The organism is Streptomyces violens (genome assembly GCF_000717745.1).
In the GTDB taxonomy this organism is placed as follows: domain Bacteria; phylum Actinomycetota; class Actinomycetes; order Streptomycetales; family Streptomycetaceae; genus Streptomyces; species Streptomyces violens.
Genome location: NZ_JOBH01000011.1, coordinates 68108 through 92290, shown reverse-complemented (window position 1 = coordinate 92290; position 24183 = coordinate 68108). Strand labels below are relative to the sequence as shown.

At 71.7% G+C, this 24183-nt stretch carries 20 protein-coding genes; 9 read left to right on the top strand and 11 right to left on the bottom strand.

All coding sequences use genetic code 11. The features are described from left to right. Positions 1–15 precede the first annotated feature (15 nt). Positions 16–1545, bottom strand: coding sequence for a DUF4192 domain-containing protein (locus IF04_RS0122455; RefSeq protein WP_051831462.1), 1530 nt, complete (start codon positions 1543–1545; stop codon positions 16–18). Positions 1546–1872: 327 nt separating this feature from the next. Here IF04_RS0122455 and IF04_RS0122450 point away from each other — a divergent pair, with 327 nt between their 5' ends. Then, positions 1873–2877: a DMT family transporter gene (locus IF04_RS0122450; RefSeq protein WP_051831483.1), complete on the top strand. Its 1005-nt coding sequence runs from the start codon at positions 1873–1875 to the stop codon at positions 2875–2877. A gap of 104 nt (positions 2878–2981) precedes the next feature. Here the strand turns inward: IF04_RS0122450 and IF04_RS40415 are convergent, their stop codons facing one another. Further along, positions 2982–3140 carry a LuxR C-terminal-related transcriptional regulator gene (locus IF04_RS40415; protein ID WP_425428440.1) on the bottom strand — a complete coding sequence of 53 codons (159 nt, stop codon included), beginning with the start codon at positions 3138–3140 and terminating at the stop codon, positions 2982–2984. Between the two features lie 378 nt (positions 3141–3518). On the opposite strand from IF04_RS40415, the gene IF04_RS35970 reads away from it, so the two are divergent. The 5 genes from IF04_RS35970 to IF04_RS0122420 all read left to right on the top strand — a co-directional run bounded on the left by IF04_RS35970 (position 3519) and on the right by IF04_RS0122420 (position 9158). After that, positions 3519–3860 carry a thioesterase II family protein gene (locus IF04_RS35970; protein WP_157847695.1) on the top strand — a complete coding sequence of 114 codons (342 nt, stop codon included), beginning with the start codon at positions 3519–3521 and terminating at the stop codon, positions 3858–3860. A gap of 68 nt (positions 3861–3928) precedes the next feature. Then, the gene (locus IF04_RS0122435) at positions 3929–4804 is read left to right on the top strand and encodes an isocitrate lyase/PEP mutase family protein (RefSeq protein WP_037960332.1); all 876 of its coding nucleotides are present in this window, start codon (positions 3929–3931) and stop codon (positions 4802–4804) included. After that, positions 4801–5289, top strand: a complete 489-nt coding sequence (locus IF04_RS0122430) for a hypothetical protein (protein WP_030260766.1) — start codon at positions 4801–4803, stop codon at positions 5287–5289. The genes IF04_RS0122435 and IF04_RS0122430 overlap by 4 nt, the downstream gene beginning before the upstream one ends. A gap of 609 nt (positions 5290–5898) precedes the next feature. After that, positions 5899–8070, top strand: coding sequence for a RecQ family ATP-dependent DNA helicase (locus IF04_RS0122425; protein WP_030260763.1), 2172 nt, complete (start codon positions 5899–5901; stop codon positions 8068–8070). A gap of 434 nt (positions 8071–8504) precedes the next feature. Next, positions 8505–9158, top strand: coding sequence for a hypothetical protein (locus IF04_RS0122420; protein WP_030260759.1), 654 nt, complete (start codon positions 8505–8507; stop codon positions 9156–9158). A gap of 148 nt (positions 9159–9306) precedes the next feature. Here the strand turns inward: IF04_RS0122420 and IF04_RS0122415 are convergent, their stop codons facing one another. The 4 genes from IF04_RS0122415 to IF04_RS0122400 all read right to left on the bottom strand — a co-directional run bounded on the left by IF04_RS0122415 (position 9307) and on the right by IF04_RS0122400 (position 12750). After that, positions 9307–9960 carry a hypothetical protein gene (locus IF04_RS0122415; protein WP_030260756.1) on the bottom strand — a complete coding sequence of 218 codons (654 nt, stop codon included), beginning with the start codon at positions 9958–9960 and terminating at the stop codon, positions 9307–9309. A 66-nt stretch (positions 9961–10026) separates the two neighbouring features. Beyond that, positions 10027–10728 (bottom strand): ribonuclease HII, encoded by a 702-nt coding sequence (locus tag IF04_RS0122410; protein WP_030260753.1) that lies wholly within the window; start codon positions 10726–10728, stop codon positions 10027–10029. A gap of 437 nt (positions 10729–11165) precedes the next feature. Further along, positions 11166–12080, bottom strand: a complete 915-nt coding sequence (locus IF04_RS0122405; RefSeq protein WP_030260749.1) for an ADP-ribosylglycohydrolase family protein — start codon at positions 12078–12080, stop codon at positions 11166–11168. Positions 12081–12090: 10 nt separating this feature from the next. Beyond that, complete coding sequence (locus tag IF04_RS0122400) at positions 12091–12750, bottom strand: histidine phosphatase family protein (protein WP_030260746.1); 660 nt, start codon at positions 12748–12750, stop codon at positions 12091–12093. Between the two features lie 214 nt (positions 12751–12964). On the opposite strand from IF04_RS0122400, the gene IF04_RS0122395 reads away from it, so the two are divergent. Then, positions 12965–13621: a TetR/AcrR family transcriptional regulator gene (locus IF04_RS0122395; RefSeq protein WP_051831460.1), complete on the top strand. Its 657-nt coding sequence runs from the start codon at positions 12965–12967 to the stop codon at positions 13619–13621. Between the two features lie 55 nt (positions 13622–13676). Here IF04_RS0122395 and IF04_RS0122390 read toward each other — a convergent pair whose 3' ends face one another. After that, a complete protein-coding gene (locus IF04_RS0122390; protein WP_030260740.1) occupies positions 13677–14282 on the bottom strand; it encodes a YdbC family protein in 606 nt (201 codons plus the stop codon). A gap of 186 nt (positions 14283–14468) precedes the next feature. Between IF04_RS0122390 and IF04_RS0122385 the strand changes: the two genes are divergently transcribed. After that, positions 14469–15005: a TerD family protein gene (locus IF04_RS0122385; protein WP_030260738.1), complete on the top strand. Its 537-nt coding sequence runs from the start codon at positions 14469–14471 to the stop codon at positions 15003–15005. A gap of 134 nt (positions 15006–15139) precedes the next feature. On the opposite strand, the gene IF04_RS0122380 is transcribed toward IF04_RS0122385, so the two are convergent. Continuing rightward, positions 15140–18016 carry a vitamin B12-dependent ribonucleotide reductase gene (locus IF04_RS0122380; protein WP_030260736.1) on the bottom strand — a complete coding sequence of 959 codons (2877 nt, stop codon included), beginning with the start codon at positions 18014–18016 and terminating at the stop codon, positions 15140–15142. Between the two features lie 120 nt (positions 18017–18136). Beyond that, the gene (nrdR, locus tag IF04_RS0122375; RefSeq protein ID WP_030260734.1) at positions 18137–18658 is read right to left on the bottom strand and encodes a transcriptional regulator NrdR; all 522 of its coding nucleotides are present in this window, start codon (positions 18656–18658) and stop codon (positions 18137–18139) included. A gap of 541 nt (positions 18659–19199) precedes the next feature. Here nrdR and lexA point away from each other — a divergent pair. Beyond that, on the top strand, positions 19200–19991 hold the full coding sequence (gene lexA, locus IF04_RS0122370) for a transcriptional repressor LexA (protein WP_030260732.1): 792 nt from the start codon (positions 19200–19202) through the stop codon (positions 19989–19991). A gap of 153 nt (positions 19992–20144) precedes the next feature. Here the strand turns inward: lexA and IF04_RS0122365 are convergent, their stop codons facing one another. Together IF04_RS0122365 and IF04_RS0122360 are read right to left on the bottom strand one after the other, a co-directional pair. Beyond that, positions 20145–22148, bottom strand: a complete 2004-nt coding sequence (locus IF04_RS0122365) for an ATP-dependent DNA helicase (protein ID WP_037960325.1) — start codon at positions 22146–22148, stop codon at positions 20145–20147. A gap of 76 nt (positions 22149–22224) precedes the next feature. Then, positions 22225–24117, bottom strand: a complete 1893-nt coding sequence (locus IF04_RS0122360; RefSeq protein WP_051831459.1) for an IucA/IucC family protein — start codon at positions 24115–24117, stop codon at positions 22225–22227. Positions 24118–24183: the final 66 nt, after the last annotated feature.

Genomic DNA, 24183 nt, shown 5'->3' with positions numbered 1-24183 from the left:
TCAGCAGGGGTGTGCTCATCGGGGGCTCCGGTCGTCCCGGCGACCGCCCGTGGGGCCCGTACGCGGGTGGGGTCGCCCCGTGCGCGGGCGCGCTGCCCGGCGGGTGCGTGCCCGGGGGCCTGCGGGCCGGTCGGCGCGGGGGCGGCGGCTCGGCACCCGGCCGGTGCGCGAGGCGTTCGCGGCGGTCTCGGCCGGGGCTTCAGCGGGGAGCGGCGGCGCTTGGGCAGGGAGCGGGGGCGCTTCGTCAGGGGCGGCCGGGGCGCACGCCGTCGGCTGCTCCGGAACAGACGCCGTGTCCACCGAGTGGGCGTCCTCTGAGGCCGCGGAACTCGCAGAGGTCGCGGAACCCACAGAGGTCACGGAGTTCGCAGAGGTCACGAACCTCGCAGCCGGGTTGGGTGTGGAGCGGAGGCAGTCGCGGAGCTTTTCCGGGTCGAGTCCCTCGTTGAGGCCGCGGTGGAGGAGCTGCGCGAAGAGGTAGTCGGGATCGAGGGTGAGCGCACGGCCCAGGGCCACGCGGGCGGACGCGGTGTCACCGCTCGCCCAGGCGACCCAGCCGGCCAGCGTGAGCGGTGCGGCGGCGTGACTCTCGTACGCCCCGGGGCAGCGGCGGGCCAGTGCGCGCCACAGCCGCAGCGCCGGTGCGGCGTCGGGACCCTCCAGCCACGCGGCGGCGCGGTCTCGGGTGAGACGGTCCTGGAGGCCGAGGATCAGCTCGGCGGCCTCGCCATTGCCGAGGAGCGCGTCGTCGCAGGCGTCCTTGGCGCGGTGACTGCCGGAGGGCGGGTCGTCCTTGAAGGTATGGAGCGTGCGGGTCAGGAGGGCGCAGGTCTCCTCGCGGACCGTATGGGGATCCTGACCGGACAGCATGCGCGGGACGAGGGCGGCCGCCGCCGCGTCGAGGGCCTTGATCTGGTCGTCGGCGCGGGGGCCGGTGAGCGGGGCCAGCCGGGCCTCCATCTCCCTGAGCGATCCGCGGACCTGGACGCCGGCGTAGGCGGCGGCCGCCGCCATGACCGACGTGCCGGGCAGGACGAGCGGGGTGCCGTCGGCCGGACAGCAGCGCTCGTCCGGGCAGACGTAGGACCAGTACCGCCCGTTGGAGAGGCACAGGGCTTCCATGACGGGGACGTCCCGGCTGCCGCAGGCCGTGCGCAGCCGCTGGGCGAGCGGCCTGAGGCGGTCCTTCACCTCCCGGCCGGTTTCGGCGGCCGAGGGGTCCTGGCAGAGGAAGGCGATGATGCCGCGGGGCGGTGTGCCGCGCTCCCGGCCCGAGGTGATCAGACAGTCGGCGAGCTGGTCGGCGACGGCGGGCCACTGGGCGGTGTCGGCGGGGATGCCGAGCCGGACCCGGCCGCCGAAGCGTCCCCGCTCGCCGTGGAGGGTGACGAGGACGATGCTGTCGTCGGGGTAGAAGCCGAGCAAGTACGGCAGGGCGTCCGCCAGTTCGGCGGGGCTGCGCAGGGTGACCTGGGCTTCGGGGGTCTTCGGGGACGTGGTGGACGGGTGCTCTGCCGGGTTCGCCGGCTCGATGTGCGGGTTCATGGCTCGAAGATCCCGCGGTCCGGCCGGCCGCCGCGACCCCTGTGGATATCTCCCGGGTGACGGAGTTTTTACACATCCGCGGCGGGCGGCCGGGCCGCGGCGGACAGTAGCGGCGCACGCGTTCTGGGCCGGTGTCCGGCCGTGCAGGTGGGGAGCGGTTCCCGTCGGCCGTGAGGCGCCGGGGCCGCCCCGGAGGCACCTGGGGCGGCCCCGGGAAGCGGCATCGGCATGCCCCGTCAAATACCTTGAGAGCAGGGTGAATTGGAAGGTGACGAACTGTGTGGCAGCCTGTTCACCAGGTATGCGGGTGATTAGATTGCCTGCGTGATTCGATCGACAAATAATTCCGGAACCGACCGTAGTGCGCTCATCGCGGCATCGGTCACCGTTGTTCTCTGGGCTTCGGCGTTCGTCTCCATTCGCGCCTCGGCCGACCACTTCAGCCCCGGGGCGCTCGCGCTCGGCCGGCTCGCGACCGGTTCCATCGCATTGGTCTGTGTACTGCTGGTCAAACGGGGCGGTTTACCGCCACGTAAGGCATGGCCGGGCATTGTGGTATCCGGAGTGCTGTGGTTCGGGGTCTACATGGTGGCCCTGAACTGGGGGGAACAGAAAGTCGACGCCGGCACCGCGTCCATGGTGGTCAACGTCGGACCGATGGTGATCGCGCTGCTCGGCGGCTGGCTGCTCAAGGAGGGCTTCCCGCCCCTGCTGATGCTCGGCATGGCGGTGTCGTTCGTGGGCGCGATCGTGGTGGGCTTCTCCACGTCCGGCGAGGGCTCGTCCTCCGTACTGGGCGTGCTGCTCTGCCTGCTGGCCGCGGTGACCTACGGGGCGGGGGTGGTGTCGCAGAAACCCGCCCTGCGGTACGCGACCCCGATGCAGACGACGACGTTCGGCTGTCTCATCGGTACGGTCGCCTGCCTCCCGTTCAGCGGGCAGCTCGTATCGCAGCTCTCCGAGGCGCCGCTCTCCGCGACCCTCAACGTCGTTTACCTGGGGCTCTTCCCGACCGCACTGGCCTTCAGCACCTGGGCCTACGCGCTGTCCCGGACGACCGCGGGCAAGTTGGGGGCGACCACGTACGCGGTGCCCGCCGTGGTGGTCCTCATTTCCTGGATCTTCCTGCGGGAGGTGCCGGGTTGGCTCACCCTCCTCGGAGGTGCCATCTGCCTCGGCGGGGTCGCGGTCTCCCGGAGGCGCGGCATCCGCGCGCCCCAGGCGTCATCGGCCCCCGTGGCCGAGCCGTCGGCTACGGCCGAACCCGGCGCCCCGGCCGATTCCGCTCCCCCAGCCGATTCAGGAACACCCGCGGCGGAGACGAGGCACTGACCACGGGCGCCGCGCTCCACACGGAGGGTCTGAGGGAGTAGGTACTCCCTCAGACTCTCCGTACATGTGGCCGCCGCACAACGGCTCTTCGTGGAGCGCGGGACTCACGGCACGAACGTGGTCTCGTTCCTGGCCAGGAGATAGCCGAGCTGCACCCGGGTGTGCGCGCCGAGTTCCTGCTTCATGGCCGCGATGTGCCCCTGCAGCGACCTTTCACTGATACCGAGCCGCCGCGCGATCCGCTTGTCCGAGTACCCCCCGATGAGCAGCCTGCTGATGGATTCGCAGAGTGACGGAATGACTTCGCCGGCCGCCTTCGCAGCGTGCAGCGGAACGAACGGGAATTATTTCGCGCGGTCCCAGGAACGCTCGAAAGCGCCCTTTAGGAAACGCACGATACCGCCGGCTCACTGATCGCAATGGCGTGCGCGTCGCCACCCCCGCCTCGATATGGCGGCGCACGGCTTCCAGTGCCTTTTCCAGAACCGGGCCCGGTCGTGGCCCGTCCGGCTGCGCGATGAGAATTTCCCTGCGGGCCCCGGCCGACGCCTCGTTGATTGCGCCCTCTATGACATCCAGGCCGGGCTCGCGCGGCGCGTCGTAGAGACCGCGCGGCTGGAGGGACGGAACTCACCGAGGCCGTGGGCCTATTCCGCGGTCTGCCACCGGAGATCGTGGCCGACGAGGCGCTCCAGGAGCTGCTGCTCCCGCATCTGCGGTCGGAGTTCCGCATGGACGCGGAGTACGCCTACCGCCCGGCACCGCCGCTGGACGTGCCCGTCAACCTGATCAATGGGCACGACGGTCCGCATGTCACGGAGGCCGGCCTCGCCCCCTGGAAGCGCGAGTGCGCCGGCGGGCTCGCCCAACACCGGGCAGAGGGCGGCCACTTCTACTTCGGCGGCAACCCGGGCGCCCGTCACCGATCTGGTGCGATCGCTCGTTCGAGGGACAGGGGTACCTGGCGCGAACGCGCCGGTTGACGAGCACATTGAGCTTTTCTGACAGTGCTTTACTCCCATGTTCCGAGCGCCACAGAGGAGACACCGGAATGAATCCGTCCACCGCAGCACAGCACCGCCGCGCCGTCGCGTTCCAGCAGCTCCACGAGGGGCCGCAGCCCTTCGTCGTGCCCAACCCGTGGGACGCCGGGACCGCCCGCATCCTGACCGGGCTGGGGTTCGCTGCGCTTGCCACCACCGGCGCAGGCATGGCGTACGCGTTGGGCCTGCCCGACGGCGCCGACCCCATCGGCCGGACGGAGATCCTGGACAACGCGGCGGAGATCATCGCCGCGACCCCGCTGCCGGTCACCGCCGACTTGGAGAGCGGCTTCGGCGACAGCCCGGAGGAGGTCGCCGAGACCATCCGGCGCGCCGCCGCGGTGGGGCTGGTCGGCGGGTCGGTCGAGGATTCCACGGGCCGGGCCGAGGACCCCGTACGCCCGCTCGAGGAGGCAGTGGAGCGCGTGGCGGCGGCCGTCGCCGCGGCCAAGGAGCTCGACTTCCCTTTCACAGTGACCGCACGCGCGGAGAACTTCTTCCAGGGCAGGCCGGACCTGGACGACACCATCCGCCGCCTGCAGGCGTACGAGGCCGCGGGCGCCGATGTCCTCTACGCGCCGGCCCTGCCGGACGCGGACGCCATCCGCGCGGTGTGCTCCGCCGTCTCGGCGCCCGTCAACGTCCTGATGGGCTCGCCCGGGCTGCGGCTTTCCGTCCCCGAGCTGGGTGACCTGGGCGTACGACGGATCAGCGTCGGTTCGGCGCTCTCCAGGGCCTCGCTCGGCGCCATCGTCCGCGCGGCCCAGGAAATCCGTGACCACGGCACCTTCGGCTTCGGGGCGGACGCCGTCCCGTATGCCGAGGCCAACGCGATGATGGCTCCGGGCCGGCCGACCGGCCCGGAGAGTGATCCCACACCGTGAACACCGCACCGGCATACCTGTCCGCTCCCCGCTACGTCCTGGGAGAGACCGAGGCAGACCACACGTCGATCGCCAATCTCACCGCGCGCGCCCGCGAGTTCGGCATGCCCCCGAAAGCCGCGCTGTGGGGCTGGGGAACGGTCCGGCGCACGGCGAAGAGCCTGGAGGCCCTGGCCGTGGAGAGCGGCGCGACGGCGCTGACCGCCGTCGCCTTCACCGGCATCGCCCTCAACCGGCCCGCCCCCGCGGCGCTGGACGTACTCGTGGCGGTATATCCGGCCCTGCCGGCCACCGCCAACCCCGCGGAGGTCGGCCTCGCGCTCGGCCCCGGGAGCGAGGTCACCTTGCGCGGCATCTCGGGGCACGAGCCGGGAGGCTGGTACGGCCGTACGGAAGTGTTGCCGGCGCGCGACGGGCTTCCCGGGGCCGTGACGGCCGTCGTCAGCCGGCTCAGGACGGACGAGCGGCTCAGGAAGGACGAGTAATGACCGCAGCACCCGGGAGTGTCCGCTCCGGACGGCTCCGTCTGCACGTACTCGCCCTGAACGTCACCGCCGCCGACCTGGCCGCCGCCGTCCCTCGGGCGCTGACCGGCCGGGCCACGCGGCACGCAGGCGTCAGCGCCGAGGTGACCGACGCCTGGGACGGGCCGGAACTGCGGCTGTCCTGCGAGGACGCACGGGCGGTCGCCCCGGGAGCCCGGCGGCTGTTGAGGGAGATCGCCGAGGTGGCGGGCTGCTCTTCGGGGGCGCCCGCGGAGCCGCACGCCGGCGTGGGCGCGGGTCCGCACACCGACCCCCGGACGCCCGCATCCCGTACCGCGCATGGCAGGCCCTCATGGCGCACTGGCAGGTCGCCGACGGCGCACGCGCGGAGATCACATCCCCGGGTCTCCTCGTGGGCTCCCCCGAGGAGCCGGTCTTCGTCTTCGACCACGTGGGCCCTCCGGAGAGGGGCAGGCCGGGGGAGGCAGCCAGTTCGGCGGCGGCTCGTCCTCGGAGACGGAGGCTCGCCCTCGGGGATCGAGGGCCCGTGCCGCGCTTTTGCCGGCCGCCGGTTCGCCGGTTGTCAGTGGGATGCGCTTGCATGGGTGCATGGACGACACGAACGACGGAACCCTGCGGCAGGCGGCCGACGCGGTGCTGGCCCGCCTCGTCGGCGCCCCGGCGGGCACGGCCCGGCTGCGCGAGGACCAGTGGCGGGCGATCGAGGCGCTGGTCGCCGAGCACCGCCGGGCGCTGGTGGTGCAGCGCACGGGCTGGGGCAAGTCGGCCGTGTACTTCGTCGCGACCGCCCTGCTGCGGGAGCGCGGCAGCGGCCCGACGGTGATCGTCTCGCCGCTGCTCGCGCTGATGCGGAACCAGGTCGAGGCGGCAGCCCGGGCGGGCATCCGCGCCCGCACGATCAACTCCTCGAACACCGAGGAGTGGGACACCGTCCAGGCCGAAGTGGCGGCCGGCGAGGTGGACGTGCTGCTGGTCAGCCCGGAGCGGCTGAACAACCCGGACTTCCGTGACCAGGTGCTGCCCAAGCTCGCCGCGGCGACCGGCCTGCTGGTGGTGGACGAGGCGCACTGCATCTCGGACTGGGGCCACGACTTCCGGCCCGACTACCGCCGGCTCCGCACGATGCTCGCCGACCTGCCGCCGGGCGTGCCCGTACTGGCCACGACGGCGACGGCCAACGCACGGGTGACGGCCGATGTCGCCGAGCAGCTCGGCACCGGCGGCAGCTCGGACGCGCTGGTGCTGCGCGGCCCGCTGGACCGGGAGAGCCTGAGCCTCGGCGTGCTCCGGCTGCCCGACGCCGCGCACCGCATGGCCTGGCTCGCCGAGCATCTGAACGATCTCCCGGGCTCCGGGATCATCTACACCCTCACGGTGGCCGCCGCCGAGGAGGTCACGGCGTTCCTGCGGCAGTGCGGGCACACGGTCGCCTCGTACACGGGCAAGACCGAGAACGCCGACCGCCAGCAGGCCGAGGAGGACCTCCTCGGCAACCGCGTCAAGGCGCTGGTCGCCACCTCCGCGCTCGGTATGGGCTTCGACAAGCCCGACCTCGGCTTCGTCGTCCACCTCGGCTCGCCCTCTTCCCCCATCGCGTACTACCAGCAGGTGGGACGTGCCGGCCGTGGTGTGGAGCACGCCGAGGTGCTCCTGCTGCCCGGCCGGGAGGACGAGGCGATCTGGGCGTACTTCGCCTCCATCGCCTTCCCGCCCGAGGAGCTCGTGCGCCGGACGATCGACGTGCTCGCCGGTGCGGAGCGGCCGCTGTCGCTGCCCGCGCTGGAGCCTCTCGTGGAGCTGCGCCGCTCCCGACTGGAGACGATGCTCAAGGTCCTGGACGTGGACGGCGCGGTCCGGCGGGTGAAGGGCGGCTGGACCGCCACGGGGCAGCCGTGGACGTACGACGCGGAGCGGTACGCCTGGGTGGCGAAGCAGCGCGAGGCCGAGCAGCAGGCGATGCGCGAGTACGCCACGACGGACGGCTGCCGGATGGAGTTCCTGCAGCGGCAGCTGGACGACGAGGGCGCGGCGCCGTGCGGCCGCTGCGACAACTGCGCGGGAGCGCGCTTCACCGCCGAGGTCTCCCCCGCCGCGCTGGACGCGGCGCGCGGCGAGCTGGGCCGCGCGGGCGTCGTCGTGGAGCCGCGCCGGATGTGGCCGACGGGCCTGCCCGCCATCGGGGTCGATCTCAAGGGCCGCATCCCGGCGGGCGAGCAGGCGAGTGCGGGACGGGCCCTCGGCCGGCTCTCGGACATCGGCTGGGGCAATCGGCTGCGCCCGCTCCTGACGCCGCAGGCCCCGGACGGTCCGGTGCCGGCCGACGTGCTCGACGCCGTGGTCGGGGTGCTGGCCGACTGGGCGAAGGGGCCGGGCGGCTGGGCGAGCGGTGATCCGGAGGCGCCCGCCCGGCCGGTCGGCGTCGTCACCATGGCGTCCCACACGCGCCCCCAGCTGGTCCAGTCCCTCGGTGCCCGGGTCGCCGAGATCGGCAGGATGCCGCTGCTGGGGTCGATCGCGTATGCGACGGGGGCTGACGAGACGCATCTGCCGCGGTCCAACAGCGCGCAGCGGCTGCGCGCCCTCGACGGGGCACTGACGGTGCCGCCGCCTCTGGCCGAGGCGTTGCGCACCGCGGACGGCCCGGTCCTCCTGGTGGACGACGCGACCGAGACCGGATGGACGCTCGCGGTGGCCGCGCGGCTGCTGCGCCGGGCGGGGGCGGGGGGTGTACTGCCGCTGGTGCTGGCGGTACAGAGCTGATCGCGGCGCGGGGGGCCGACCGAGGGCTTCGCGGGCGGGGGCGCGTCGTCGGTCTATGCGGGCGCGCGTCGCGGGGCTGTGCAGGCGCGCGTCGTCGGGCTGTGCAGGCGCGCGTCGTGGGGTGTTCAACGGGCGGTGCGGCGCCCAGAGTCGGCGCGGGGTGGAACGGGAGGAGAGTTTCCGCTGGTCCCTGCCGTGCGGGGCGGACCCGTGCGGTGGGACGCGCTTCGGCGGGCGGTTGAGCGGGAAGGAAAAGAACGACGCACCCATCGATTCCGGAACGCCGCGGCGAATTGCTCATTGCCGCAAGCGTGTACGACCGCGAGAATCGTAGTGCTTCCCCATTCCAGCCGTCCGCGGCTCAGCAGGGGTGTGTCGTGGTGCGACGCTGCGCCCGCCGCCCCGGCCTTCGCCGCGTCGACGAAGGGAGGACCGTGACCTTCGGCATCACTCCGCCCCTGACCGCGTCCCAGCCCTCCGCCACCGCGTCGGCCGCCAGGCTGGGCCGGATGCTGGAGCCCTCCGAGTGGGCCTCGGCGGGAATTCCCCTGCTGAGCAACCCTCGTGAGGTCGTCACCGGTCTCCACGACCGGCATCTGCCCGGCCCGTCCACCGCTGTCGTCGCGGTGCTCGATCCGGAGGAGCGGGTGACCGCCAGCGCGTCCTTCACGCTGCGTACGGACGCGCCCGACGGCTGGGACTTCCGCAACGCACTGCTGTCGCAGCTGCGCCGGGTGACCCCGCACGATCTGCGGCTGCGCGCCCCCGTGCGGACGGCCGTGCTGCTTTACTGCCGCGACGGCGGGCCGCTGTGGACGGAGGCGGACGGCGCGTGGATGTGGGGGCTGCGCGACGCCTGCACCTTGCACGGGCTGCGCTGCGGTGCGTACATCACGCTGACGCCCGACGGCTGGCAGGTGCTCGGGGAAGGCCGCGGCGGACGCCGGCCGTACACCGGCGCGCGCCCGGAACGTCCTCAGCTCTCGGACGCGACCCGCGAACGGCACAACGGCGGCATGGCCGCGGGAGCACCGCGCCGTACGGGCGGCGGAGCACCGGAGGCCCGCCGACGCACCGCGGCCCGCTGACCGGCGCCGACCGGCACAGAGGCACGGCGGCACGGAGCAGCGGGGACACCGCCACGGATGTCCGGGGCGGCCGTAGTGGCCGGGCGGGCGGTACGGAGCGAGCCCGGCGGCCGTCATGGCCGGGCCGGGCCCCTCCGAGCCGGCTCGCTTACGCCTTGGCCCCGATGAGGGCGTTGATCCGCTCCGGGTCGCCGCAGACGATCAGCAGGGCGCCGGCCCGGGCCATGGCGGCGGGCAGGGCCTTGGCGACGGACTCGTCCGAGCCGCCGTTGACCGCGACGACCACCACGGGGCGGCCCTTGGCGCGCTCGGCGTTGGCATCCGCGTAGAAGACGTCGTCCGCGGCGTCGTGCTGCGCCCAGTAGGACGCCTCACCGAAGGACAGCTCGTGCGCGGCCCACGGGTGCTGTTCGCCGGTGGTCAGGACGAGCACCTCGCTCGGGGCACGCCCGGAGTCCAGCAGCAGGTCGACCGCCTCGTCGGCGGCGTCCACGGCACCGTCGGCCGGCGCGGGGATCAGCTGCAGCTGCGCTTCGGAGGCAGCGGCGGAGGCGGTGCCGGCACCGGCCGCCGCGGACGGCTTGGGAGCCGTGCGCTGCGCGGGCGGGGTGGGAGCCGGTCCGCGGGACGGGCCGGGCTTGCCGGGACGGGCGCTGGACGCGGGGGCGCCGCGCGGAGGCGCGGGGCGGGGACCGGGACCAGGTACGGGACGAGGGGTCGGCGCGGTACGGCCGGCGGCCGGAGTTGCGCGGGGACCCGGGACACTCTCGTGAATCTGAGGCTCCTCGGGGATGAGAGGCATGAAGTGATGTCTATCAAACGTAGGTACGGGACATGTCAGCGGGTACCGGATTCACATCCGTACCGCTCAGAAGTCGAAGCCGAGTTGGCCACCGGCCTCCAGAGCGGCTGATTCTGGGGTGAGGCGCACCTTCTTCAGGTGCTGCCAGCGGGGCAGCGCGTCCATGTAGGACCACGACACCCGGTGGTACGGGGTCGGACCCCACTCCTCGAGGGCCGCGCGGTGCACCGGCGAGGGGTAGCCGGCGTTGTCCGCGAAGCCGAAGTGCTCGTGTTCCAGGCCCAGTTCGGCCATCATCGCGTCACGCCGCACCTTCGCTATGACCGAGGCGGCGGCGACGGCGACACAGGACTGGTCGCCCTTGATGACCGTACGGACCCTCCAAGGGGCACCGAGGTAGTCGTGCTTGCCGTCGAGGATGACCGCGTCGGGGCGGACCGGAAGGGCTTCCAGCGCTCGGACGGCGGCCAGCCGGAGGGCGGCGGTCATGCCCAGTTCGTCGATCTCCTCGGGGCCGGCGTGGCCGAGGGCGTGACAGGTGACCCAGTCGCTGAGCACGGCGGCAAGTTCGTCGCGGCGCTTGGGGGTCAGCAGCTTGGAGTCGGTGAGTCCGGCGGGCGGGCGGCGCAGTCCGGTCACGGCGGCGCAGACGCTCACCGGGCCGGCCCAGGCTCCGCGCCCGACCTCGTCCACTCCTGCGATGATCTTGGCGCCCGTCGTGGCGCGCAGCGATCGCTCGACGGTATGAGTAGGGGGCTCGTAGGGCATGGCGCCAGACAGAGTACGCCCCCGCCCTCCCCCACCTCGCACCGCGGGTCCCCTACGCTCGATTCGTCCCCCGCAGCCGGTGTTGTCACCCCTCGGAACGGGACGCGAAACACGGCCCGAAGCGCGGTCATGCGATGCACCGTCCGAGCCGTCCGGGCCGTCCGAAGCGCGGTCCGGCCCACCGTCCGGAAGGTGACGCGCGTGGCCCCTTCCGAGCCGCGCCCCCTGAGACCTGGCGCTACGCATGCTCCCGACCTTCACCGAGCGACCCAACACTTCAAGCCCCCAGCAACACCCCGCAGGGCCCAATACCAAGGCTACGCCGCACGCAGCCCAGGCCGAGGCGCCCCAGGCAACGCCACACGCCCTCAGGCGACGAGCCTTGAGCAACACCACACGCAGCCGAGGCCACCCACCTCAGGCGCCCCCTACGCCCCTCAGCTCACCCCGCCCGGCATCCAGGCCGGGAGGTCCTCCGTCCCGGCCAGCCATTCCTCCGGCGGTGCGCCCTCCGGGCCGGCCGCGACGATGGCGCCGACGATCGCGCACGTGGTGTCCACGTCGCCACCCGCCCGGGCCGTGGTCCAGAACGCCTGCTCATAGCTGCCCAGGTTGCGCGCGGCGGCCCACAGCGTGAACGGCACGGTGTCGTGGGCGGTGGTCCGCCGACCACAGCCGAGCACCGCCGCGACCGTGCTCGCGTCCGCGTAGTCGAGCATGTCGCGGGCACGGCGCAGCCCCGCCTGGACCGCGCTGCGCGGGATGAGCTCCATGACGGCGTCCAGCAGCGCTTCCGGGCCGGTGACACGGTCCGGCGCGGCGACGAGCGCGGCCGCGGCCGCCACCGCCATCGCCCCGACGACCGCCTCCCGGTGCTGGTGCGTGACGTACGCCGAGATCTCCGCCTGGTGCGTGGCCTGCTCGGGATCGTCGGCGTACCAGGCGCCCAGCGGGGCGATGCGCATGGCGGCACCGTTGCCCCACGAGCCCTGCCCCTTGAAGAGCGCCGAGGCCAGCTCGCGCCAGTCCCTCCCCTCCCGCACCTGCCGGAGCAGACGGTCCACGGCGGGGCCGTAGGCGCGGTCCACATCGTGGTGCTCCGCGAAGGAGCGGGCGAGCGCGTCCTGGTCGATCCGGCCGTGCTCGGTCAGTACGGCCAGTACAGAGGCGGCCATCTCGGTGTCGTCGGTCCACCGCCAGGGCGCCGGCGGCAGGGCGCGGCTCTTCAGCGCGGGGTAATGGGCGGGCACGAAGAACTGGGATCCCAGGGCGTCGCCCACGGCAAGCCCCCGCAGGCTCTCCAGGGCCCGCGCGAAGCGCTGTGCGTCACTGTCACGGTGATCGGCGGTCATCGGTTGCACTCTAACCGGTGGCCCCGTAGGACTGCGGTGTACACCAGCTCTCGAACGGCCGGTCAAGGCGGTACCTCCCGTCCGGACCGAGCAGCAGAGTGCGGTGATCGGCGTTGTGGGGATTGGACAGCGATTCAAATTCGGCAACGGTCCAGTGGAACCACCTCATACAGAACAACCGCATGGTCAGCCCGTGCGTGACGATCAGAACGTTCGGCGGATGGTCGGGGGCCTCGAAGCTGCGCCACAGGCTCTCCAGGAACGCGCCCACCCGGTCGTAGACGTCCGCACCCGACTCCCCCTGGGCGAAGCGGTAGAAGAAGTGGCCGTAGGCGTCGCGGTACGCCTTCTGGAGCCGTACGTCGTCCCGGTCCTGCCAGTTCCCCCAGTCCTGCTCGCGCAGCCGCGGCTCCTCGCGGACCCGGACCCGCTCCTTGTCCAGACCGAGCGCCTGGAACGTCTGGTGCGTGCGGCGGTACGGAGAGACGTACGCGGATATTCGCTCGTCCCCGAACATCCTCCGCAGCTGCGCACCGGCCTCCTCGGCCTGCTTGACGCCGCGCTCCGTCAGACTCAGGGCGTGGTCCGGCTCCCTCTCGTACACCGTGTCATCGATATTTCCGTCGGACTCTCCGTGCCTGATGAGGACGATGCGTCGGGGGCGTGCCATGCCGCCAGCCTAGAACGAGCCGCCACCCCCTGCCCGGGGCGCTCCCGGACGCCGGACCCGAAGGCCTGGAAGACCTGAAAGACCTGAGTGGACACTGGTCACCTCCCCCGCGGCCGCACCAGCGACCGACCGAACCAAAACGCGACGGTTGTTGCGTTACGCTGACGATGATGACACGACCCCGTACCTAACGCAAGTGGAGTTGCATTTGCCTGTGGACAACGAGCAGACCGCGCAGGTCGCAGGCGGAACCGGCGCCGCCCGCCCGGGCACCCGCCGGCCCGGCGGCCGTACCGCACGCACGCGGGCAGCCGTCCGCGACGCCGTCCTGACCGGCCTCACCGAGCACGGCTACTCCGGCCTGACGGTCGAGTACGTCGCCGAGCACTCCGGCGTGCACAAGACGACGCTCTACCGCCGCTGGGGCGGCGTCGACGGGCTGGTCGCCGACACCCTCGACCTGGCCGGCGAGGACAGCTGGACACCGCCCGACACCGGCTCGCTCCACGGCGACCTGCACGCGCTCGCGCTGGAGGTCGTGCACTCCTTCGCCGACCCCGCGACCGCCGCGCCCAGCTCGGCGGTCATTGCCGCCGCCTTCCAGTCCGAACCGGCCGCGCAGGCGCTGCGCGCGTACTACGCCGAACGGTTCACGCGCTGCGAGGTGATCGTGGACCGCGCCGTCGCCCGCGGCGAGCTGCCCGGCCCGCGGTCGGCCATCGACGGCGGAGCACTGGTACGCGCGGCGGCGGCACCGCTGTTCTTCCGCCTGTTCATCACCCGCGAGGGCCTGGACGAGCCGGCCGCTGACCAGGCCGTCGCCGTCGCCCTCGCGGCAGCACACGCAGGAACGTTCACGAGGAGCACCTGACCGCGAACGGGGCCCCGCACGCCGTTGGACGGTCACATCTCACACCGTGAGGCCGTCACACCGTCCACGAAGGCTCCAGGTCGACCACGTCGCCCGTGACGCCCATGATGTCCGCCGCCGTCTGCGCCCGTAGGGCCAGCCGTTCGAGGCGTTCCGGGCGGTACTTGCCGCGTTCGGCCGCCGACTGCCACATCGAGAGGACCAGGAACTCCTCCCCCGGGGCGCGCCCCAGCATGCCGCGCAGCATCCCCGGGGAGCCCGCCATCGCGGGGTTCCAGACCTTCTCCTGCATCAGCTTGTAGTGGTCGACGCGGTCCGACTTGACCTGGCAGTACGCCAGTCGCAGCACATCGGCGTCCGTGAAGACGGGGCGGAAGCCGACCTTCACGTCCAGCTCGTGTTCGAAGAGACGGGTCTGGCCGTTCTTGTACGTGCCGGTCTGCGCGGCGGCCAGGCGGTCGTGCGATCTCGCCATGAACGAGTCGTAGAACGCCCTGCTCTCCCAGAAGGCCACGAGATGCGCGACACCGGGTCGGGTGCGGCTCCAGCCGCCTCCTTGCCCCCGGAAGCCCGGCTCCCCGGGCAGCCCCGCCCATTTGCGCTGCCCCCGTTCGAACCCCCCGCGGTCCACAACAGTGCAGCGAATCCATTTGACCAGCACCGCGCCATCGTACGGCCCCTGGCGCCCCTCGCGTCACTGCGCGTCACAGTACGCACACTTCAACTCATGTGCTGTATACGGCGGATGAGGGCGGGCAGACACCGCATGTCACACCCTCGTGGCAGCATGGGTGATTCACGGGAAGCGCCCGGCCACGGTGCTCCGGGGCCGAAGAAGGGAAGTCTGGTGAGCAGTCTCAACAAGGGGATCGACAAGGCCGAGGTCACGCTGAAATGGGACCCGAGCCCCCAGGGCGAGCCCGCCAACGACCTCGACATCATCGCCGCGACGTACACCACGGACGCGCTGTACGGCGAGCCCGACTACCTCGTGCACTTCGACAGCCGCTCCCCCGACGGCACCATCACGCTGAACCGGGACAGCAGGACCGGCCAGGGATTCGGCGTCGACGAGGCGATGACGCTGGAGTTCTCGCGGCTGGCGGAGAGGTACGGCCGGGTGGTGGTGGGCGTCACCATCCAGCAGCGGGGCGGACGCCGGACCTTCAGCGACATACCGCACACCCTGGTGCGCATCCTGGAGGGCTACGAGTTGCTGGCGGAGGACGACTTCGGCCGTCTTCCCGGCGCCACGGCCGCGGTGGTCGCGGAGTTCGTCCGGGACGGCGACGGCGAGTGGCAGTTCGTGAGCGAGGTCCGCGGTTTCGAGGGCGACGCCGACGACTTCGCCACGTGGATGGGACGACGGCCCGCCGCCGGCTGACAACCACGACACGGACGCGACGCGGACCGGAAGCCCACCGGGCGCAAGGCCGGCAGTCAACGCCGAGGGCGGTGGAAGCGGGACCCCGCCTCCACCGCCCTGAGCGGTTCATTCACGCCCCGAGGGGCGCACTGTCAGCTGCAGCCGCTCGTGGAGCCGCAGCCCTCGCAGAGGTAGCAGCTGCCGGCGCGCTGCATCTTCGTGCCGCAGGAGAAGCACAGCGGTGCGTCGGCGTTGATGCCGAGCTGCATCTCGACCAGCTCCGCGTTGGTGTGCGCCTGCTTCGGGGCCGGCGCCGCGGTCTCCTCGACGACCTCTTCGGTGGAGGCCGGCGCGGACTGCTGGGTCGCCGGGGTCAGCGGGGCCGACTGGGCCAGGCCCTGGATGTCGACCTCGTCCTCGGCCGGCTCGTACGAACCGGTCTCCAGGTGGCGCTGACGCTCCTCGACGGAGTGGATGCCGAGCGCCGAGCGGGTCTCGAAGGGCAGGAAGTCCAGCGCCAGGCGACGGAAGATGTAGTCGACGATCGACTGCGCCATCCGCACGTCCGGGTCGTCCGTCATGCCGGCCGGCTCGAAGCGCATGTTGGTGAACTTCGAGACGTAGGTCTCCAGCGGCACGCCGTACTGGAGGCCGACCGAGACCGCGATGGAGAAGGCGTCCATCATGCCCGCGAGGGTCGAGCCCTGCTTGGACATCTTCAGGAAGACCTCGCCCAGGCCGTCGTCCGGGTAGGAGTTGGCCGTCATGTAACCCTCGGCGCCGCCGACGGTGAAGGAGGTGGTGATGCCGGGACGGCCCTTCGGGAGACGCTTGCGGACCGGGCGGTACTCGACGACCTTCTTCTCGGCGACCGGCTCGGCCTTCTTCTCCTCCTCCTTCTTCTTGGCGGAGAGCGGCTGGCCGACCTTGCAGTTGTCGCGGTAGATCGCGAGCGCCTTCAGGCCGAGCTTCCAGCCCTGGAAGTAGACGTCCTCGATCTCCTCGACCGTGGCGGTCTCCGGGACGTTGACCGTCTTGGAGATCGCGCCGGAGAGGAACGGCTGCGCTGCGGCCATCATGCGGACGTGGCCCATCGGGGAGATGGCACGCTCGCCCATGGCGCAGTCGAAGACCTCGTAGTGCTCGGTCTTCAGGGCCGGGGCGTCGATCACATTGCCGTGCTCGGCGATGTGGGCGACGATCGCCTCGACCTGCTCGGGCTGGTAGCCCAGGCGCTTCAGGGCCTTCGGGACCGTGTTGTTCACGATCTGCATCGAGCCGCCGCCGACGAGCTTCTTGAACTTGACCAGGGCCAGGTCCGGCTCGACGCCCGTGGTGTCGCAGTCCATCATCAGGCCGATGGTGCCGGTGGGGGCCAGCACCGAAGCCTGCGCGTTGCGGAAGCCGTTCTTCTCGCCGAGGCGGATGACGTCCTGCCACGCCTCGGTGGCCGCGGCCCACACCGGGGTGTCCAGGTCGTCCATGCGCGTGGCGGCACCGTTGGCGTCCGCGTGCTGCTTCATGACGCGCTTGTGGGCGTCGGCGTTGCGGGCGTAACCGTCGTACGGGCCGACGACCGAGGCCAGCTCGGCGGAGCGCTTGTACGAGGTACCGGTCATCAGGGAGGTGATGGCGCCGGCGAGCGCGCGGCCGCCGTCGGAGTCGTACGCGTGGCCCGTGGCCATGAGCAGGGCGCCGAGGTTGGCGTAACCGATGCCCAGCTGACGGAAGGCGCGGGTGGTCTCACCGATCTTCTCGGTCGGGAAGTCCGCAAAGCAGATGGAGATGTCCATCGCGGTGATGACCAGCTCGACGACCTTGGCGAAGCGCTCCGCGTCGAACGACTGGTTGCCCTTGTCGTCGTCGCGCAGGAACTTCATGAGGTTGAGCGAGGCGAGGTTGCACGAGGAGTTGTCCAGGTGCATGTACTCGCTGCACGGGTTCGAGGCGGTGATCCGGCCCGACTCCGGCGAGGTGTGCCAGTGGTTGATGGTGTCGTCGTACTGGATGCCGGGGTCGGCGCAGGCCCAGGCGGCCTCGGCCATCTTGCGGAACAGGCCCTTGGCGTCGACCTCCTCGATGACCTCGCCGTTCAGCCGGCCGCGCAGGCCGAACTTCGAGCCGGACTCCACGGCCTTCATGAACTCGTCGTTCACGCGGACCGAGTTGTTGGCGTTCTGGTACTGGACGGAAGCGATGTCGTCGCCGCCCAGGTCCATGTCGAAGCCCGCGTCGCGCAGCGCGCGGATCTTCTCCTCCTCGGAGACCTTGGTCTCGATGAACGCCTCGACGTCCGGGTGGTCCACGTCCAGGACGACCATCTTGGCGGCGCGGCGGGTGGCGCCGCCCGACTTGATGGTGCCGGCGGACGCGTCGGCGCCGCGCATGAAGGAGACCGGTCCGGAGGCGTTGCCGCCGGAGGACAGCAGCTCCTTGGAGGAGCGGATGCGGGAGAGGTTCAGGCCGGCGCCGGAGCCGCCCTTGAAGATCATCCCCTCTTCCTTGTACCAGTCCAGGATCGACTCCATGGAGTCGTCGACGGAGAGGATGAAGCAGGCGCTGACCTGCTGCGGCTGCTTGGTGCCGACGTTGAACCAGACCGGCGAGTTGAAGCTGAAGACCTGGTGGAGCAGCGCGTACGCCAGCTCGTGTTCAAAGATCTCCGCGTCGGCCGGGGAGGCGAAGTAACCGTTCTCCTCACCGGACTTCCGGTACGTCTTCACCACGCGGTCGATGAGCTGCTTGAGGCTCTTCTCCCGCTCCGGGGAGCCGACCGCGCCACGGAAGTACTTGCTTGTGACGATGTTGACCGCGTTCACCGACCAGAAGTCGGGGAACTCGACGCCACGCTGCTCGAAATTGACCGAGCCGTCGCGCCAATTGGTCATGACGACGTCTCGGCTCTCCCACGCCACCTCGTCGTACGGATGCACGCCGGGGGTGGTGTGGATGCGCTCGATACGCAGACCCTTGCTCGCCTTGCTGCCCTTTCGGGAGCCTCGCGCCGGGCCGCTCGTCGTCTCTGTCATGCCGCCTCCCTGTACGGGCGTAAACGCCCTGATGTGCACACATCTTCCCGTGGCACGGTGTATGTCTTGCTGCGCCGGGGCTCCTGCTCAGCTCCGGCGAGGTCTGGGTCGCGCGCCGAGCTAGTCGGCGGCGGGGGCGGGCACGGGGACCGCCGAATTCTCGGCCTCCCCGCAGTTCCCGCAGTGATGCGAGGGCGGCCGCTGCTCACGCAGCTCCGCGATGGCCGCCTCAAAATCTTCGAGCGAGTCGAACGCCCGGTACACGCTCGCGAAGCGCAGGTACGCCACGAGGTCCAGCTCCTGGAGCGGGCCCAGTATGGCGAGCCCGACGTCATGGGTGGACAGCTCGGCGCTGCCGGTCGCGCGGACCGCCTCCTCGACCCGCTGGCCGAGCTTGGCGAGCGCGTCCTCGGTGACCGGCCGGCCCTGGCACGCCTTGCGCACGCCGGCGATGACCTTGTCACGGCTGAAGGGCTCGGTGACCCCGCTCCGCTTGATCACCGTGAGTGACGCCGTCTCGATCGTCGTGAACCGCCGGGAGCAGTCGGGGCACTGCCGGCGGCGGCGGATCGAGGTGCCGTCGTCGGTGGTGCGGCTGTCCACCACCCGGCTGTCGGGGTGCCTGCAGAAGGGGCAGTGCATGGCTTGCCCTCCTCACCCTCGAAAACGGACGTACGCCAACCCGTTCCGGCGTACGGCTGATAGCCCGGACAGGGCCCGAACGGGGCCTCCGGAGCGACCACAAGCATAGGCGATCCACGGACCGAAGAAGACCATGGACCACAACGTCTGGTGGCTGTCGCCCATCCAAGCACTACATGTGGTGCCGGGCGAGAAAATGCACCCACCGCGTGTCGCGGCGGCGCAGCAGCCACGAGACTACGTGAGACCCCCCGGTGACCGTTGCGGAGGGGCGGCAATGACAGACTTGGGCAGGTCACGGCGGGCGCGCCGAGATCGTCGCGGAAGCGCGGCAGAACGCGGACCCGGCGCCGGGAATTTCCCGGCGGGAACGGTACCGTAATGCCCGTTATCGCCTTTCGCCCGCCCGTGGCCATACACCCGATGCCCTGATCAGGTCAGCTAATCCGCGGATTTTCACTCGAACGTGTGTTTGGCGCAACCTTTCGAAAGCAACTACCGTTGGCTAACTAGGGAGAACATTCCGAGAGGGGCAGCCGACGTGACCACCACCGCAGACAGCGCGATCATTGCCGCACAGAGCCACTCCCAGGGCCGCTTCGAGCCGACCCAGAAACCGCCGATGGACGACACCACGGTGAGCCCGGAGGGCCAGAAGCCGGCACGCTCGCTGCCCGGGCGCCCTCCAGGAATCCGTGCGGACAGCTCGGGCCTCACGGACCGGCAGCGGCGGGTCATCGAGGTCATCCGGGACTCCGTCCAGCGGCGCGGGTACCCCCCGTCCATGCGCGAGATCGGCCAGGCGGTGGGTCTGTCGAGCACGTCGTCGGTGGCACACCAGCTGATGGCCCTGGAGCGCAAGGGCTTCCTGCGCCGCGACCCGCACCGCCCCCGCGCGTACGAGGTGCGCGGCTCCGACCAGCCCGCCTCGGCCCCCGCGGACACCACGGGCAAGCCCGCGGCGTCGTACGTCCCGCTGGTGGGCCGGATCGCCGCCGGCGGCCCGATCCTCGCCGAGGAGTCCGTCGAGGACGTCTTCCCGCTGCCCCGGCAGCTGGTGGGCGACGGCGAGCTGTTCGTGCTGAAGGTCGTCGGTGACTCCATGGTCGAGGCCGCGATCTGCGACGGCGACTGGGTCACGGTCCGCCGCCAGCCCGTCGCGGAGAACGGCGACATCGTCGCCGCCATGCTCGACGGCGAAGCCACGGTGAAGCGCTTCAAGCGCGAGGACGGCCACGTCTGGCTGCTCCCGCACAACGCCGCGTACCAGCCCATCCCCGGCGACGAGGCGACCATCCTCGGCAAGGTGGTGGCGGTGCTCCGCCGGGTCTGAGTGCCACGGCCGGCCCGGCGGCGCCCCGCACGGAGCCACCGCTCCCGAGGAGCCGACCGCGGTCACACGCTACGGGCCTCGTATGCCGATCGGTATACGAGGCCCGCGCACGTGTGTGGGTCCGTAGCGGCCCGCCACCGGGGCCCTGGCGGACTACTGCGCGTCCGCCGTCTCCGGCTCCTCAGCAGCCTTCTCGGCCGCCTGAGCGGCCGCGTCGATCGCCGCCAGGGAGCGGCGGACCTGGTTGCGGTCGGTGGTGTACCAGAAGCCGGGCATCGACGCGCGCAGGAACGAGCCGTACCGTGCCCGCTCGACCCGCGGATCCAGGCAGGCGACCACGCCGCGGTCCCCGGAGGCGCGGATCAGTCGGCCCGCGCCCTGAGCCATCAGCAGCGCCGCATGCGTCGCCGCGACCGCCATGAAGCCATTGCCGCCGGCCTCCTCCACGGCCTTCTGGCGGGCGCTCATCAGCGGGTCGTCGGGGCGTGGGAACGGCACCCGGTCCATGACCACCAGCTGGCAGCTCGCCCCCGGTACGTCCACGCCCTGCCACAGCGACAGCGTCCCGAACAGGCACGTACGCGGATCCGCCGCGAACGCCCGGATCAGCTCGCCGAGCGTCTCCTCGCCCTGCAGCAGGATCGGCACGTCCAGCCGGCCGCGCAGCTCCTCGGCGGCCGCCTGCGCGGCCCGCATCGAGGAGAACAGCCCCAGCGTGCGCCCGCCGGCCGCCTCCACCAGCTCCGCCAGCTCGTCCAGCATGTCCGTGCGGGTGCCCTCGCGCCCCGGCTGGTTCAGATGCTTGGCGACATACAGAATGCCCTGTTTCCCGTAATCGAACGGCGAGCCGACGTCCAGGCCCTTCCACGGGGGCACGTCCTCCCCCTGCGTGCCCTCGGGGGCCAGCCCCAGCGAGGCCGCCACGCCGTTGAAGTCGCCGCCCAGCTTGAGGGTCGCGGAGGTCAGCACGACCGAGCGGTCCTCGAAGAGCTTCTCCCGCAGCAGCCCGGACACCGACAGCGGGGCGACGCGCAGCGAGGCACCGAAGCGGTCGTGCCGCTCGTACCAGACCACGTCGTACTCGGAGCCGTTCGCGATCCGCTCGGCGACCGCGTGCACGTTCTCCACGGAGGCCAGCGCCTGCTTGCGGACGGCGTCCTCGTCCTGGACGGACTTGTCGCGGGTCGAACCGAGCGCGGAGATCACCGTACGGGCGGCGTCGCGCAGCGCCATCAGGCAGTACCCCAGGTCCTCCGGGATCTCCTCCAGGCGGCCCGGCAGCGCCAGCTCCATCAGCCGCTCGAAGGTCTCGGAGGCGGTCTGCAGCTGATCGGCGGCCTTTTCGTTGACCAGCTTGGCGGCCCGCCGCACCGCGCGGTTGACCTGGCCCGGAGTGAGCTCCCCCGTGGCCACGCCGGTGACCCGGGAGACCAGCTCGTGCGCCTCGTCGATGATCAGCACCTCGTGCTGCGGCAGGACCGGCGCGCCCTCGATGGCGTCGATCGCGAGCAGCGCGTGGTTCGTGACGACCACGTCGGCGAGCTTGGCCCGCTCCCGGGCGGCTTCCGCGAAGCACTCCGCGCCGTACGCGCACTTCGATGCGCCCAGACACTCCCGGGAGGTCACCGAGACCTGGCCCCACGCCCGGTCGGAGACGCCCGGCGTCAGCGCGTCCCGGTCACCCGTCTCCGTCTCGTCCGCCCAGTCCCGCAGCCGCAGCAGGTCCTTGCCGAGCTTGCTCGTCGCCGTGGCCTGCTCAAACGGATCGAACAGCCCCTCCTCCTCTTCCTGCGGCACGCCCTCGTGGAGGCGGTGCAGGCAGAGATAGTTCGACCGGCCCTTGAGCATGGCGAACTGCGGCCGGCGGCGGAGCAGCGGATGCAGCGACTCGACCGTACGCGGCAGGTCGCGCTCGACCAGCTGACGCTGGAGCGCCAGGGTGGCCGTCGCGATCACCACCCGCTCGCCGTGCGCCAGCGCCGGGACCAGATAGCCGAGCGACTTTCCGGTACCGGTGCCGGCCTGGGCGAGCAGGTGGGTGCCGTCGTCGACGGCCGCGGCGACCGCCTCGGCCATGGCGACCTGGCCGGGGCGCTCGGTGCCGCCGACGGCGGTGACGGCGGCATGGAGCAGTTCGGGGAGGGAGGGCTTCGTCATAGCGTTTGCCACCCTACGCGGGCCCACTGACACTCCGCCGCGTCCCGGCCGGTCCGTGGCCGGTCGTACGGGCGCGTCAGGGGGCGTGCAGCGGGTTCGGGATCATGCCGTGCACGGCGGCGTGCGGGCGCTCCGGGCGATCACGGTAACCGTCCATGTGGAGACGGTTGCGGTTGAGGCAGAGGCGCTCGATCTGCGGGGTGAGCAGGTCGAACATCGTGTGGCGCTCCTTGAGGTGCGGGAAGCGCTCGTGGTGGCGCAGGATCTCGGCCCGTACGAGTGACCAGAAGTCGCCCTCGGGGACGCCCAGTTGCTCCTCGCACAGCGGCGCCAGATAGCGGAACACGCCGACGAACAGCCCGGAATGGATGAACTGGGTCAGGAACGCGGGCGGTTCGGTGAGCAGGACCTCGCGTACGTCCTCGGGCATGGCGGCCAGTTCGCGCAGCGGACCGTCCGTGGTGTTGACGTCGTCCACGAAGTCCTTGACCGCGAGGCGGGTGGGGACGTCGTGCGCGTCGAAGCAGACGATGGCGTTCTCGCCGTGCGGGGAGAAGACGGTGCCGTACTGGTAGAGGAAGTGCAGCAGCGGTGGCAGCAGGGCGGCGAAGAGGTAGCGCAGCCAGGTGTGCGGCGCGAGCCCGGAGCGGTGGACCAGCTCGGCGGTCAGCGCGCGGCCGTGCGGGTCGGTCTGCAGGAGCGAGGCGAGGGTGCGGGCGCGCTCTCCAGGGTCGAGCAGCGGGGCGACCGGCTCGCGCCAGATGCAGCCGAGCAGCTCCTTGTACTGGTACGGGACGCCGGGGATGCGGTCGTACAGGGGGTGTTCGACGGTGACGGACGCGGTCTCGCCGAGGAGGATCACGCGGGTCTCGTCGCGGAGGTACGGGTCGGCGTCGCGCAGGCCCTGGACCCAGGCGGTGACGGCGGGGGCCGCGAGGGTGCGCTCGGTGGGCAGACCGCGCCAGACGAGCGTGTTCAGTACGGACAGCGGGAGCTTGACCGTGCGGGCGTGCGGGCGGCTGGTGTTGAGGAAGGTGCGGATCGACTGCTGCGGCAGCCGGAGGTCGTTGTCAGTGGTGAGTGGGACGATGAATTCGGCGGCGATTTGCGGGGCGTAGAGCGGGGCGATGGTCTCGTCCCACTGCCAGGGGTGGACGGGGAGGTAGAGGTAGTCGGCGGGGTCGAGGCCCCGGTCGGTGAGGGTGCGGGCGAAAGTGTCGCGGAGTTCGGGGGTGAGTTCTTCGGAGTACAGGCGGTCGGGGGTGGCCAGCGGGCCGGTGCCGCGGTAGCGGGCGAGGTCGCGGTGGGCGGCGATCCAGGGCAGCCGGCAGGGCGTGCGGGCTTCGGGGGCCCAGCGCTCGGCGTCGGCGGCGGAGAAGCCGAGCCGCCCTTTGTTGGCGATCAGCCAGGGGTGACCGGTCTGGTGGCCTTCGAGGGCCGCGTAGTCGAGGTCGGCAAGCTCGGCGGCGGTGAGGGCGGTGGCGTCCAGCCGGGTGTCGGCGGCGAGCGTGGCGGTGAGCTCGCGGATGAGGTGGCCGGTGGTGTCGCCGCTCAGGCCCAGGACGGTGTCGTGGGCGTGGAAGAGGAAGTGCAGAGGGTCGCCGGTGGGCGTGACGGAGTCCGGGTCAACGCGCCAGTGCCCGTATGCGCCGCGGCGGGCGTGGAAGCGGTAGGTGATATCGGGGGTGAGGGGAAGGCGGTAGCGGGGGGTGCCGCAGGGGGCGGTGCCGTCCGGCTCGGGGGCGATGACCTCCTCGTAGGCCAGCTCCGCGAGGGTCTTGGCGAGGAGGCGGCGGGCGGCGCGCTGCCAGGCTGCGGCGTCCGGGCCGCAGGGGGGCGTGGGGTCCGGGCCGGCCGGGACGGCGGTGTCGGCCGGGCCGCTCGGGTCGGAGGGGCCGGCGGTATGGGCGGGCTGGGCGGAGGAGGAGGGAGGCAAGGCTGACTCCTTGGTGCTCGGGGTGAGCGGCATAAGGGAATGAGCAGCGGATTGTCGAGGGGAAGGGAGTGGAGAGGAGGAGGGGATACGGGGAGGGCG